This is a genomic window from Henriciella mobilis (assembly GCF_003576315.1).
In the GTDB taxonomy this organism is placed as follows: domain Bacteria; phylum Pseudomonadota; class Alphaproteobacteria; order Caulobacterales; family Hyphomonadaceae; genus Henriciella; species Henriciella mobilis.
The window spans coordinates 1-13,540 of the sequence record NZ_QWFZ01000011.1 but is presented as its reverse complement, the minus strand read 5'-3'; the positions used below and the strand labels follow the sequence as shown (position 1 = coordinate 13,540).

13 protein-coding genes and 1 pseudogene are annotated in these 13,540 nt (G+C 60.5%); 7 read left to right on the top strand and 7 right to left on the bottom strand.

The features are described from left to right. Positions 1-75 precede the first annotated feature (75 nt). From ltrA to D1227_RS07400, 6 genes are all read right to left on the bottom strand, one after another. On the bottom strand, positions 76-1,806 hold the full coding sequence (gene ltrA, locus D1227_RS07425) for a group II intron reverse transcriptase/maturase (protein WP_119404062.1): 1,731 nt from the start codon (positions 1,804-1,806) through the stop codon (positions 76-78). Between the two features lie 3 nt (positions 1,807-1,809). Beyond that, the gene (locus tag D1227_RS19920) at positions 1,810-2,553 is read right to left on the bottom strand and encodes an antirestriction protein ArdA (RefSeq protein ID WP_158586599.1); all 744 of its coding nucleotides are present in this window, start codon (positions 2,551-2,553) and stop codon (positions 1,810-1,812) included. Positions 2,554-2,799: 246 nt separating this feature from the next. Continuing rightward, complete coding sequence (locus D1227_RS07415; RefSeq protein ID WP_119376317.1) at positions 2,800-3,552, bottom strand: DUF6339 family protein; 753 nt, start codon at positions 3,550-3,552, stop codon at positions 2,800-2,802. Beyond that, complete coding sequence (locus D1227_RS07410) at positions 3,545-4,384, bottom strand: hypothetical protein (RefSeq protein WP_119376318.1); 840 nt, start codon at positions 4,382-4,384, stop codon at positions 3,545-3,547. Before D1227_RS07410 ends, D1227_RS07415 begins: the two co-directional genes overlap by 8 nt. Further along, positions 4,381-6,150 carry a hypothetical protein gene (locus tag D1227_RS07405; protein WP_147372779.1) on the bottom strand — a complete coding sequence of 590 codons (1,770 nt, stop codon included), beginning with the start codon at positions 6,148-6,150 and terminating at the stop codon, positions 4,381-4,383. The genes D1227_RS07410 and D1227_RS07405 overlap by 4 nt, the downstream gene beginning before the upstream one ends. Positions 6,151-6,326: 176 nt before the next feature. Then, positions 6,327-6,554 carry a hypothetical protein gene (locus tag D1227_RS07400; protein ID WP_119376320.1) on the bottom strand — a complete coding sequence of 76 codons (228 nt, stop codon included), beginning with the start codon at positions 6,552-6,554 and terminating at the stop codon, positions 6,327-6,329. A 266-nt stretch (positions 6,555-6,820) separates the two neighbouring features. On the opposite strand from D1227_RS07400, the gene dcm reads away from it, so the two are divergent. Genes dcm through D1227_RS07385 form a run of 3 tightly spaced genes read left to right on the top strand, consistent with a single transcriptional unit; the run spans position 6,821 to position 9,926 of the window. Further along, complete coding sequence (gene dcm, locus D1227_RS07395) at positions 6,821-8,053, top strand: DNA (cytosine-5-)-methyltransferase (RefSeq protein WP_119376321.1); 1,233 nt, start codon at positions 6,821-6,823, stop codon at positions 8,051-8,053. Next, positions 8,046-8,534 (top strand): very short patch repair endonuclease, encoded by a 489-nt coding sequence (locus D1227_RS20460; RefSeq protein ID WP_119376322.1) that lies wholly within the window; start codon positions 8,046-8,048, stop codon positions 8,532-8,534. Before dcm ends, D1227_RS20460 begins: the two co-directional genes overlap by 8 nt. Positions 8,535-8,594: 60 nt before the next feature. Further along, positions 8,595-9,926, top strand: a complete 1,332-nt coding sequence (locus D1227_RS07385) for an MvaI/BcnI family restriction endonuclease (protein ID WP_119376323.1) — start codon at positions 8,595-8,597, stop codon at positions 9,924-9,926. Positions 9,927-10,214: 288 nt separating this feature from the next. On the opposite strand, the gene D1227_RS07380 is transcribed toward D1227_RS07385, so the two are convergent. After that, positions 10,215-11,063: a DNA -binding domain-containing protein gene (locus D1227_RS07380; RefSeq protein WP_119376324.1), complete on the bottom strand. Its 849-nt coding sequence runs from the start codon at positions 11,061-11,063 to the stop codon at positions 10,215-10,217. Between the two features lie 279 nt (positions 11,064-11,342). On the opposite strand from D1227_RS07380, the gene trbB reads away from it, so the two are divergent. From trbB to D1227_RS07360, 4 genes and pseudogenes are all read left to right on the top strand, one after another. Further along, a complete protein-coding gene (gene trbB / locus D1227_RS07375) occupies positions 11,343-12,338 on the top strand; it encodes a P-type conjugative transfer ATPase TrbB (RefSeq protein ID WP_119376325.1) in 996 nt (331 codons plus the stop codon). Beyond that, positions 12,335-12,670 (top strand): TrbC/VirB2 family type IV secretion system protein, encoded by a 336-nt coding sequence (locus D1227_RS07370; RefSeq protein ID WP_119376326.1) that lies wholly within the window; start codon positions 12,335-12,337, stop codon positions 12,668-12,670. Before trbB ends, D1227_RS07370 begins: the two co-directional genes overlap by 4 nt. Next, positions 12,670-12,924, top strand: coding sequence for a VirB3 family type IV secretion system protein (locus D1227_RS07365; protein WP_084146418.1), 255 nt, complete (start codon positions 12,670-12,672; stop codon positions 12,922-12,924). The genes D1227_RS07370 and D1227_RS07365 overlap by 1 nt, the downstream gene beginning before the upstream one ends. Next, positions 12,918-13,540, top strand: a pseudogene (locus D1227_RS07360) (conjugal transfer protein TrbE); the annotation flags it as partial. The gene D1227_RS07365 and the pseudogene D1227_RS07360, both read left to right, overlap by 7 nt.

Sequence of the window (13,540 nt, the reverse complement as noted above, 5' to 3'; positions counted from 1 at the left end):
ATGTCGGGTAACAGGTCGGCGTTGCCGCCGACCCGTCCCCTCAGAACCGTGCTTGCAAGTTTCCCCGCACACGGCTCAAGCAAGTCCCTGTTGTGCCGCGCGGCGGCAGTCGGCGTGGACAAGTCGCAGGTTCCGGTAGGAACCGTTCGCCCTGTCCCCATCCACATGAGACATGCGGATGGTTTCGCCATTGTAGAGGCTCTCGCGGCAGGTCGGGCACTTGTGCCGTTGCCGCTGCGCAACCTTCTGCCAACTGCGCGTGAGGTCAGTCCCTCCCATCCGGCGGGCCCGGTTTCGCCAGTAATCGGCGAGAGACGGATCGTCGGGAGAGTTGCGGTGTTTCACCATCGTCCAGCGCACGATTTTGATCGCGGCTGGATGGATCATGAACGCACCAGACTGCTTGTCCATAAAGGTGTAGCTGAAGTTCGGGCAGTTATAGTGCCGCCCGAAGTATTTCCGCATCCACCAGTGTTTCAGCTTCCTCGCATGGGCACGATGGCACCAGCGACGTTGCCGGACATGGACATAGTGTTCGATCCCTGAGAAGATTTTCCCGGCGACACTGTAACGGTAGTAGTTGCACCATCCACGTATTACCGGATTGGCAGCTGCAAGCAGTTGCCCCTGATCCGAGCCGACATGGGCGCGGAACAGGTCCCTGAGCTTCTTCCTAAACGCTTTAACGGCGTCCTTGGAAGGTTTGATCAGGGTCTTCGTGCCAGCGGCGCGGTCTGCCACCTTATAGGAACGGACATTGAAGCCAAGGAAGTCGAAGCCTTCCCGTATGTGCCGGATACTGGTCTTCTCCTCGGAGAGGTTAAGGCCGCGCCCGGCGAGGAATGCAGCAACGCGCTCCCTGGCCTCAAGCGCTTGCGTCTCAGTGTGGCAGATGACGACGAAGTCGTCAGCATACCGCACGAAGACAGGGCAGTGAGGTTTCACGTATGAGGCGCTTGTGCCTCCACGATACTCAATGCCCAGCGCTTCTTCCATTCCATGCAGGGCGATGTTGGCAAGGAGAGGACTAATGACCCCGCCTTGCGGTGTACCCTGCTCGGTGGCGTGGAACACGCCATCTTCCACATAGCCTGCCTTCAGCCAACGGCGGATCATTCCCCTTGCGGGGAAGTTGCCGATAGCCTCCATCAGGGCGTCATGGTCGATATTGTCGAAGCAGCCTTTGATATCGGCATCAAGAACCCAGACCCGTTTGGACCCGGACTTGGTTGCCAGATATATCCGCTCTATGGCGTCATGGACGCCACGACCGGGCCGGAACCCGTAGCTTGTCCCCTCGAACTGCGCTTCCCAACAGGGCTCAAGTGCATTGAGCACAATGGCCTGCTGGCACCGGTCGATGAGGGACGGGATTCCGAGCGGCCGCTTCTTGCCGCTCGCTTTAGGGATATACACCCTCCGGGCTGGAAGCGGTTCCCATGCCTTGAGGTTCACCAACTGGTTCGCAAGGCCGGCCCGCTCGGTCGGCGTCAGTGCGGTTCGCGCATCGACACCGGGAGAGGCTTTCCCACGATTGATCTGGCTGACCCTTCGGATGGAAACGAGCAGGTTCGCCCGGCTGTGCAGCATCAGCTTTTGCAACGAGCGGACCGTTTTCCAGTCCCGCATTTCAGTCGCCCGATAGATTCTCCGGCGCAGCGTCCTGACGGTTCGATAGGCGGCAGGCCAGTCAATGGTCTGCCAGTGAACAGTTCCGTCGCTTACGATCAGGCCTTGCGGCCCGTCCATCTTTTCACGAACGGTTCGGTTGCTGTTCCACGAGATTACGGGGGACTCACCAGTCATCTGTCAGCACCCTTTCAGGTTGGGCATGGCCCTATCCACCGGGTTATGTATTCCCCGTGCCTTTCGGCTGGCGGCATTCGCTTCTGATAACTTCCTACACCCGCTGAGGAGTTGGGCGGCTCTTGCGAGCCGCTTACCGGGCGCTGTTACCAGCGACCGGACCTCATCGGGGTTACTCAGTTCCGCATCTGTGAGATGCGACCGGGTTAGGTGCCTGCTATACGCCGGGGAATATCGACCTTCCGACTGAGGGATCCACGTGCCCCCAGCCCATTCCCTTGCTCCCCGTAAAAGCCACTTCCGGGGGACTGATGGGTAACGACGCATCAACACAGATTCACTTTCGTTCACCATACCGGTCTTCTCCTTGGGCGGTTCACCGGCGTGTGGCTGCCAGCTCCCCGCTCGTTTCCGGAGGCTTCGCACCAGCCAGTTACCCAGCTCGCACGCTCCGGCTAGAAATGGTCGAGAAGGCTCGACCAGAGGCATCCCTGCCTCACTCAACAGATGCGACTTTCTGGTCGCACCATGGATCGCCCATTCCTCGGCGTCGGGCTCCGGCGAATCCGTAAGCATGGCGCGGACCTGTTCCCAAATCTCTTCAGGGGTGGTCGCATCGATCCATCGTCCATGCAGGCAGCCGGAATTGTAGGCTGCAAGGCAGGCCACGTAGATGCGCGGCCTGTCGGGCTGCGCGGGTGCGGCGGTGGCTGCAAGAGGTGCAGCAGTTGCGAGTTGGTCAGTCATGTCAGTCTCCTTCCCCGCCCGCGTTCTTTTCCCGACAGTCGGGTGGGCGGCGAGGAGGTGCTCAGCCGGAGCGCACCAGGGCGGCGCGCAAGGGGAAGCTGTAGGTATGACGCCTAAAGACGATCAGAGCTGACAAAGACCCGCCCCCTTGCGCGGCGACCGCGCTCTGGCAGACGCACCGTCCGCCCACCTGACTGATGGGAACAGATATTGAGGCGGAGGGAGGCTGGAGTGGCTGGAACCGGTTCAGCTGAGATGCCGCCTCGCGTGTGCTGCCTGAGCGGCGGGCAGGTTTTTTTTGAGGAAAGCATCAATTTCGGTGTCAGTTGATGCCTCAAACACCCTGCCGCCGCCATTCCGGTCGAGCACCCTGATGAAGTCCTCGAAGGCGCGGTCATGGCTGTTGAGCCAGGGTTCGTCCCGCAGAAGCCGGATCAGACCGCGCGCAAGAGGCAGGCGAAACGATGTGTTGGCACGGTCGACGAATTGCAGTCGGATGTTCGCGCGCTTCAGCATTTGCCGGAGCACCCCTTCGGGATTCGTAGGATCGATCAGCGACGCGAGGTAGCCGTTCCACCAGAGCCGGCCAAGAGCGTTATCGTCCCGGCATTGCGCCAGACCAGAAGCGAAGAAGTGAAGTTCGATATCCCTCACAGGACTGGTCTCTCCGATCCATCGTTCGTGGGCGTATGCGAGCGCCTCGATGTGGCAGAGCCTCACCCAGACTCTTTCGTCGCGAGCGAGTGCCGGAGTCATACCTCTGATCGAACGGAAGACGTGAAGCGAATTTGCGACCTCTGCTTCGGGATCCCGCGAAGCGAGCAGTGCTTTCGCGAAATCCGGATCAACAGATGCCGTTCTGGTTTCCAGCGCCCAGCCAAGCTCTCTGGCCTCGTCGGCGAAGCCTGCGGTCAGGTAGCGGTCGAGATTCTCCTCAACACTGTCAAACAGTCTTGCGGCTACATCTGCAGAAACGAATCTGACGGGTCCTTCAGCCATTGTAAGTCTCCGTCAGCTTCGTGAGGTCAAGAAAGGGCCTTTCGAGCAGTCGTTGCGCGTCGCCGAACGCCGTCGCTGCTGCGGGCTCAATTTCGAGGCGGCCGCACCTGCGCCTGAAAGGTTCCAGCCAGCGAAAGCCGGCGAAGTCGTCTTCGCCATGCGCTTCGATAGCGGTCAGGACGGTCATAATCGTCGGAATGTACAGGCCGTTCATGACCGCTGCGGAAGCCGGCCCCTTCATCTCCCTCAGCGTATCAACAAGGTGCTTCGTCTGCGGTCCTGCAAGGATTGTGATCCGGTCTCGTCTGAGATCGATTTCAAATTCGCCCTCAGGCTGGTCCTCTGCGACTTTGAGGTCGAAAATCGTCTCAAGGGCGGGCAGGTCTGCCTGCGCGACAGTGATGGCGAATTCGTCTGCCATGGCGACGATGTCCCCGGCGCTGAGGTCCTGCGCGCCGGCGAATTCGGGGTGAACATCACCCGGCTGCCAGCCTGCGAGCTCGCTGAGCATCCAGACAATCGGCCGGAGCAGGACCGTATCGAGCAGCTCGCCGGACGCAAACGTGTATGAAGCCGGAAGGGTCCCCAGTTCGATAAGGCGTCTCAGACCGGTCGCCTCACAGATTACGAAACAGCCAAGCATCGCGCGTCCCGCAGAGATGAGATCCCCGATTGCCGTGGATGTCAGTACGCCTTCAAACCTCAGCTCAACGCCGCCGTCCTGAACGTCTTCTTCAAAACCGATCTCAACCTCGAACCGGCCGCTGCGAAAGTCGTCGCGCCACGAAGCAAGAACCGGATGCGGGAACGTCATCTCATTGGTCAGTCTCATGCCGCATTTCCCTCCTCAAGAGAGAATGACGAGAACTCGACCGGCCCGTCATAGGGCTCAGCGAATGACAGCGATACGGACTGTCTTTCCCCTTCGACAAGGTCGAGGACCAGCAGTCCTCTGGCAATACGACCCTTGTCGGCATTCGCCAGAGTGAGGCGGGTCGGACGGGTCAGACCCGACGCATCAATCCGGATGGCGGCAGTTACCGAAGCTCTTGGGGTAAAGAATATCCGGTGCGTGAATGCCGCGTCAGGCGCTTGCCGTCGGCAACGCTTACCTGAAATTGCAATCTCTTTCGCCTGGCCACGCGTTCCTGCACCACCCGTTCCTGAGCCGGTGCCTTGTCCGGTCCCGCCACCCGTTCCGCCTGACTGCCCCCCGGACGTCCCCGAACCGCCGGTGTCACCCTTTGTGCTTTCAGGTTCTGGTCTCCTGGCTTTGGTCCGTCTAGCCCGCCCGGTGCGGAAACGCTCGGGATCCCGCTCGTTCGCTTTCGCGTTTTCCGCCTGCTGCGGATCGCCCTGAAAGTATCGAGCGAGTTCATCAAGGCTGGTCGATTCGGATTCCCTCACTCCTGCAGCGGAACGGATGGCCTCACGTACAGTTTTGGCGAGCTTCCGGACCTGAGCGCGGGCCTCTCTGATCTCTCTGCTGTCATCAAGCCTTTCAGCCGAGAAATTATCATGCTCGGGATTCTCCATCCGTTTCAGGAACTCACTGAACGCCCTGCCATCCTCGTCGGGCCCGGGTTCCAGAACAGCAACAAACGGCCGGGTGCCGGAGAACGTTCTGAACGCGTCCCCGAAGTCCCTCAGATTGTCCGTTATATACATGCCGTTGCGAACGATCAGGACAGAACGCGGCTGTTCAAGGTCGTCGGCCACCAGAATGCGCAGCTGCGCACCTCGTGTCTTTCCGGTCGGAAGCGTGAGCGTTTCGCTCACGCCGGAAGTGAAACACGAATAGATATCACGGGTCCGGTGCAGAGCGTTGCGTTGTCCGGTTTCCTCCGCAATCTTCTCAAGCTCACTGTCTTTGAGATAGCCGGCCAGAGTACCCCGGTTGATCCTGTACCGTCCGCTGTCGATGCTGAATTCCATCTGGCCATCCATGATGGCACGGAGAAAGTTGGTGATTATGGAGAGGGCCATTCGTCCGGCCCACTGCTCATCCTGTCTGAAACCCACAGCAAAAATCGACGTTCCGCGATCAGATCTCACCAGCCAGTCCGGTAATCCGCCCGGTTCTGTAATCGCGTAGAAGTTCGCTTCGCCCCAGTATCCTTCTGCGGAAAAAGGCTTCCCGTCCCGTTCGTGAGAAATGAGCTGAAACCTGGCCTGGCACGCAAAGGCGCTCACGCCTTCATGTTCAGTAAGGGTCGAATAGAGAACGGTCTGAAGATCTGACACTGCGAAAGCGGCATTCTTGCCAATACCGAACGACCCGCCGGAGTCGGCGTTCTGCTTATTGTTGTCGCCGTCAGCCTTGACCAGAGAATTGAACACAGAACCGGGATCGTCAAACGGGCCGGTGAGTCCCGTCGTGTTGAAGTCTGCAATCTCCAGTACCTGAATTACGTCAGCAGACAGCGTTTCGGCTGCGCGCCTGAAGAAGCGCACTTCGGGGTGCTTCTCGGGGTTGCCGCCACGGCTCGCGCAACGCCGGATGCTCTCGCTAAGGCAAGCCGACACGGTTTCGGCAGCCTCGTCGGCGAAGGGCAGGTCCTCACGGGCGATACTGAGAAGATTGTATTCAAGGCGCACCGGCACTGCGGGCGTGCATGCTTCGCTGTCCTTCAGGCGTGCATCATTTGAGTTCTGCCCGGTTTCGCGCGCACAGCTACGGTACGGGTCATCTCTGAACTGCTGGACATTGCTGCCTGTGAGGCCCTGCGTCTTGCGTGCAGCATTCGGTATGAATTCGATCCTCGGCACCGGAACTACTCCCCCAGCCTGAAGACAGGATTGGACGGCGCACCGGGTTCGCTGAACCTTGATTTGGCTGCATCCAGTCCCTTCTGAAGCGCCCGGAACATCTGCTTCACGTCCTCCTCGCTGTATTCATAGGCGGACCGGTTCGACAGGTTGCCGATCAGCTGCAGTTCTTTCAGGGCCTTGCTGACCCTCGCCTCCGCAAGTTTCACAAACTTTTCCCGTTTGTCAGCCATGCAGCCTCCCACAATTCAACTTCCTAACGGTAATATTACTCACAAACTCGGAATATGTCAACAATATGCAGACAATGTTTGATGCATATGTGCTGTCGCGCAAGCGCGGAAGTGGCCGGGCGGTGGTCTGCCTGGCACGGGGGCGGCGATCAGAGAAACGCCATCACCGCCGCGAGGGCGCCTCAGAACAAATGGTGAACTTTTGCTTGACCGGCGGGACGAATGCTGACATCAGGACATGAAATTTACCATAAAGGGCGATTCGGATGGCGACGGAATTCTCGAAACTCAGACTTCAGACCGGCTGCACGGCCGAGCAACTCGCGGCCGAGCTCGGCTATTCCGAACGCCAGGTCTACCGCTGGGAGACTGGTGAGACGAAGCCGCGCAAGGCGGTTCTTGACCGGGTCCGGGATCTGGCAGGACGACCTGCAGAGCCGGTCCCTTTTGCCGGGTTCACCTTCATCGATCTGTTTGCCGGGATCGGCGGCCTACGCACAGCGTTCGATGATGCCGGCGGGCGCTGCGTCTTCACGTCTGAGTGGGATAAGTACGCCCAGCTTACCTATCAGGCCAATCACCGAGACAACCGGCAGATCGCCGGAGACATCACTGAGGTGCATGTCATGGATATCCCGGCCCACGACATCCTTGTCGCAGGCTTTCCGTGCCAGCCCTTCTCCATTGCCGGTGTCTCAAAGAAGAATGCACTCGGCCGCCAGCACGGGTTTAAGGACGAGACACAGGGCACGCTGTTCTTTGATGTCGCGCGGATCATCGACGCCCATCGCCCTGCAGCCTTTCTGCTGGAGAATGTGAAGAACCTGCAGAACCATGACCGGGGCCGGACGTTCGAGGTGATCAGGCGGACGCTTGAAGATGAGCTTGGGTATGAGCTGCATGTCCGTGTCATCAATGCGAGGCACTTCTCGCCCCAGAACCGGGAGCGCATTGTCATTGTCGGATTCCGCGAGCCCACGGCGTTTTCATGGGATGCCCTGGAGCTGCCGCCGGAGGGTTTGAGGCGGATGCGCGACATTCTTCACCCGGAGGACGGCAGCGAGGCCCCGGAAGGTCATTATACTGTCGGAGAACGCGCTGAGGTCAGCGAAAAATATACGCTGACGGACAAACTCTGGGCCTATCTTCAGGGCTATGCGGACAAGCACAGGGCCGCCGGCAACGGGTTCGGCTTCGGACTGGTCGGGCCGGATGATACCTGCCGGACGCTTTCGGCGCGCTACTTCAAGGACGGATCGGAGATACTGGTCAGCCGGGGGAAAGGCAGAAATCCCCGCCGCCTCACGCCGCGCGAATGCGCCCGCCTGATGGGCCTGCCCGACAGCTTCAGGATTCCGGTTTCCGACACGCAGGCCTATAAACAGTTCGGCAATTCGGTGGCGGTGCCGGTCTTCCGGGAGGTTGCGCGGATCATGACACCGCATGTTCTGGACATCCTCTCCCCGCCGCAGGAAAGCCGTCTGAAACAAAGTGCCTGATGTTCATGACAAGGCGACCCGTAGCCGGAACATGGCTGCGATCAGAGGCTCAGACACCAAGCCTGAGCTTCTGATTCGAGGAGGCCTCCACAGACTGGGGTTCAGATACCGCCTTCACGCCAGAGACCTTCCCGGTCGTCCTGATCTCGTATTTGCGAAGTTCAGAGCCGTTCTCTTTGTTCACGGCTGCTTCTGGCACGGCCATGACTGTGCGCTGTTCAGGCTTCCGCAGACCCGCACTGAGTTCTGGAGACAAAAAATCCGGAGCAACACGGACAGGGATGCCAAATCCGCAGCGGCGCTCGCGGCAGACGGATGGCGCGTCGGAACCATCTGGGAATGCGCGCTGAAGGGACCGGAGCGACTGGACGCCGAAATTGTTGTCGCTGCTGCAGCAGGCTGGCTTCAGGGTAGCGAACCGTCTTTCTGTCTGGCGTCCCGGTCATCTGGTCACGGCCGCTCGCCGCTGCTGCTGACCTGACACCGCTGGTACGAATCCCCGTATTCTGTGTTCTTGTTTTGTAAGGGTTTCAGCGCCGGAATGAATTCGCTTGCTGCACTTATCGGCTTTTTCCGCTCGAAAGGCGCAACGCGTTTCTTTGCCAAGAAGCTCGCGCCGAACGATAACTCCAAGAACCAGATTTATCTCGGTGGGGATTTCTCCGCGCTTGGTCTGATCCCGCATGATGAGGTCCTTATCGATGAAACCGGCATCGCCGGGAGCGTGCGCGACCGCGCCAAAGCGAAAGTGCGCTTTCACTGGTATGCCGGCGGTCAGTTTGCGGCTGCACCGAATGCTCAGCTGATCCTGTATCCGAAATACCCTGAAGTCAGACTGTCTGGTCTTTTGCAGGGGTGCCGGAACGCGCCAAATGACGTCATCGCTGTCCGGGACGAGGGCCGCGTTCTGCTTTTCGCTGTCCATCCGGACGGGACAATCTTCGGTTTTGCCTGTCTCGCCGACCATCCTGTCGCGAGAGAGATTGAGAGTCTCACCGATCCGGAGATGCTTGGCGTTTTCGTGATGCTCACCGGCTATGGCACGGCCCGCAACGATACGCGGGGCGCCCTGATCGAAAAACTCCGGGAGATTCATCTTGAAGGCTGGATCCTGTCGCAGAAGCTCGGTGCGTCGGGGACTCCCGAGCCTTACGCAGCGCGCAACGGCGGAGGCTATACACTTGAAGCGAGACTCGGCATCAGCGCAAACGGCCTTGCAGAACCGGATTATCTCGGCTGGGAGATCAAACAGTTCGGCGTGAACGACCTCGGAAAACCCGTCGCAAAATCGCAGATCACGCTGATGACGCCTGAACCGGTCCGCGGGGTTTACAGGTCAGAGGGGCCTGAAGCATTTGTCCGGCGGTTCGGCTATGCGGACAAGAGCGGCAAACCCGACCGGTGGAATTTCGGTGGCATCTATAAGGTCGGAAAGACGGTCCATGCCGACACCGGACTAATTCTGAAGCTGACAGGGTTTGACCTCGCCAGCGGAAAGATCGACGACATGGCAGGAGCCATCTGTCTTGTTACACCGCAGGGGGAAGAAGCCGCTGCCTGGCCATATACCGCGCTGATTGATCACTGGAACCGTAAGCATGCCCGCGCGGCCTATGTGCCATCGGTGTTTCAGGGTCCGCCCCCGCAGTACAGCTACGGCTCGCTCGTCAGCCTTTATGAGAACACGGATTTTCTGAAGTTCCTCGCTGCCATCGCCGCCGGACACATTGTCTATGACCCGGCGCTTAAGCTTGAGGACGCATCCTCTGCCCGGCCAAAACTGAAGCGCCGCAGTCAGTTCAGGATCAGCCAGCCATCGCTCTCTGTACTTTATGACGATGGCGGGCACGTCGATGTGATGTCCGCGGCCTGACCTTTAAGCCACGGCTTTGAATTCAGCGCCCGCGACCCCTCTGGCGCCAGCCAGTGGGAAGCGCGGGCGCGCGGCCAGCCGGCGAGGCCCAGCACCACGATCTCCAGACGAACTACCGGACCCTCATTGAGCCTCGCCGGGCCGGTCGGCGCAGGATGGCTCCTGCGGCTCCGGGGCGAGCGCCGGGCGAAGGTCGGCGATCACCTCGGACCGCCCTGTTGCCTCTCATCGGCCTATCCAGCCGGGCGAACAGCCCCGCGCCTTTGGCGTGGGCAGGCCGCAAAGGACTCAGGCTGCCTGACAATCTCCGCCCAGGCGCGCCCCGAGGAGCTCCATCAGATACCCGCCATCGCGCAGGCCTTCGGCTTTGGAGATGACATAGCGGATGGATGCCCGTAGCGAACTGCCATCGACGCCCCATTCCTCGGCGACCGTTTTCGGCCCGTGGAGCAGTGAAGCGATTTCTCTCTGGCTCATCCCGGCCTTCAGGCAATCAAGCGCGATGACGCCATTGCGCAGGATCTGGGTGGTCTTCGTCCAGCGCGCCGCCGATGTGTTCGGTCCCTTTCCATAAAGCCGGAAGGCTTCCTTCTGGAGCTTCAGCTTGCGCTCATAGGCGACCATGTCCGAAATCTGCAGCTTCATGCGTACGGGTTCGAGGCTCAGCAGTGACATGCCTGTGCAGCGCACCTGGACGACGCAGTCATTACCACGGATCAGAAGATATTCCCGGCCCGCGCGGTCGGTAATATGCGTGATATCGCAATGAGGCACGGTGCGATCCCAGATGTCGCAGCTCTGGCCCGGCTTGCGCGGCGTGCAGTTCACCTCGACCTGGTCGGGGAAGACATAGTGGCTCCAGACGGCGTCCGCCTCGAAACCGTTCAGGTCCGGATCGGGCATAAAGACGAGTCCCCAGCGCTCAGCCAGGGTCTGGGGAACGCGCGAACGCAGGATGCGGATGTCAGCGCAATCGGCTTTCTTTTCGGAGATGTCGTCATCGCTGCGATGCGCCGCATCATCGCGAAGATCGTCATTGCGTCTGGCGTACTCCCAGGCCCAGCGGTCTGAAGAAAGCCGGGAGAGATAATCGTAAGCGGCTGTTTCCGCATTGGTTTCAAGTGTGAAGGTCTTCATGCCCTTTTCCTCCTTTCCCGGAGGCAACAGCAAAATTCGTTCCACACGCGATTGTGCCAATTCGAATTATTCCAATGACGGGAAATTCAGTTCGGTCTTGTGACATCGATCGGCGCCAAAAGCGCAATCGTCCGCAGGTCAATTATTGGTGTGATGCCTGACGTGGATTTGCAGAGGACTGCGACAGTCTGCAGTCGCTTGCGCGCAATGGCCGGTTTTCGAACTGATGTGAAGGCGCTGTTGCTGGGATGATTGAGGGGTCCACGAAAGGCCCCGTCCATGTCGCTATCCGCGCAACAAACGCAAACAGAAACCCGCCGCACCGCGATGCTGCGCACGGCCTTCTGCCCGGTGGTGCGCGAGGCGCTGGAAGCGCCTGACACGATCGAAGTGATGGCCAATCCGGACGGCTCGGTCTGGATCGAGAAGGCGGGCATCGGCGTCATCATTTCGCAGCACACACTTGCCCCTTGCGACCGCGAGCGCGTCATCCGCCTGGTCGCCTCAGGAGTTGGAGAGGCCGCTCACGCCAAGTCCCCCATCGTCTCTGCCGAACTCCCCGGCAGCGGCGAGCGGTTTGAGGGGCTTCTCCCACCTGTCTCGACAGCCCCATGCTTTTCGATCCGCAAGCCTGCGACGACGCCGTTTGAACTTGGCGACTATGTCACCCAGGGCGCGCTCGCGCCTGCGCTGGCTACAGCGCTGAAAGACAGTATCGCCAGCCATGCGAACATCCTGATCGCGGGCGGCACGTCCTCTGGCAAGACGACCTTCACGAATGCCTTGCTGGCAGAAGCCTCACTCCACGATGACCGCATCGTCATCCTCGAAGACACGCGCGAGCTGCGCTGCGCTGCGCCCAATGTGGTTCAACTCAGAACCCATCGCGGCAGCACCAGCCTGCAGGACCTTGTCCGCTCGACGCTGCGCCTGCGCCCCGACCGGATCATCGTCGGCGAGGTGCGCGGGGCTGAAGCGCTTGACCTGCTCAAGGCCTGGAACACGGGCCATCCGGGCGGGATCACGACGCTGCATGCCAATTCCGCCCACGGCGCGCTGGCCCGGCTTGAACAGCTGACACTGGAAGCCACACCCCGCGCGCCCTTCGATCTCATCGCCGAGGCGATTGACGTGGTCGTGTTCATGAGCCGCGCGGGCGGCCAGCGGCGCGTCGAAGAGGCGCTGCGCGTCACCGGCTTTGACGGCGAGGGGTACCAGACCGCCCCGCTCGTCTCCCGTTCCCTGTCCCTCGTCCAACATGGAGAAACCCAATGACGCTCTACACCCACCTTCAGGCTGTGAACCGAACGGTTCAGGTCGCGGCCTGTATCGGCCTCGGCCTCATGATCGCCGGTCCCGCCCATGCGGCAGGCTCCGGCATGCCCTGGGAAGGCCCGCTCGATCAGATCCTGACCTCGATCGAGGGCCCGGTCGCGCGGATCGTGGCGGTGATCATCATCACCATTACCGGCCTGACGCTGGCGTTCGGAGAAACTTCCGGCGGCATGCGCAAACTGATCCAGATCGTGTTCGGGCTGTCGATCGCGTTCGCCGCGACCTCGTTCTTCCTGACCTTCTTCTCGTTCGGCGGCGGAGCGCTGGTGTAATGGCCGACGGCTATGAAATCCCCCTCCATCGCTCGCTCACCGAGCCGATCCTGATGGCGGGCGCGCCGAGAACCGCCGCCATCGCCATCGGGACGCTCGCAGCCGCGGTCGGCCTCGGCCTCCAGCTCTGGATACCGGGCCTTGTTCTCTGGGCGGTCGGGCATTCGGCAGCGGTGTTCATGGCGCGCTCTGATCCGGATTTCATGGCCGTTGCCGGCCGGAGCACGCGGCACAAGGAGCATCTGACATGCTGAACCTGAAAGAATACGCAGAGACCCTGGTCCTACTGGCCGACTACCTGCCCTGGGCCTGTCTCGTCGCGCCGGGCGTCGTCCTCAACAAGGATGGCAGCTTCCAGACCACGTTCCGCTATCGCGGCCCTGACCTCGAAAGCTCGACAGACGAAGAACTCGTTTCCGTGATGGCGCGGGTCAATAATGTGCTGCGCCGGTTCGGCTCGGGCTGGGCGCTGTTCTTCGAAGCGCAGCGCCATGAAGTGCATGATTATCCGGAGGCTGAGTTCCCCGACGCGCTGTCATGGCTCGTCGATCAGGAACGGGCATTACAAGCCGAAGAAGCCGGAACCCGGTTCGAAAGTGCCTACTATCTGACCCTGCTCTGGCTCCCACCCGCCGATGCCACGGGCCGGGCCGAGAAAGCCCTGATCCAGCGCGCCGAGACCGAAGACGCGGCGACCTGGCGTCATCGCCTGGAGACCTTCCAGCAACATGCCGCCCGCGTCTTCGATCTCCTCTCCACCTGTCTCGCCGAAATCGCAAAGCTCACCGATGACGAGACGCTGACTTATCTGCATTCGACGATTTCCACGAAGCGCCATCCGGTCGTGAGGCCCGAGTTGCCCGTCTTCCT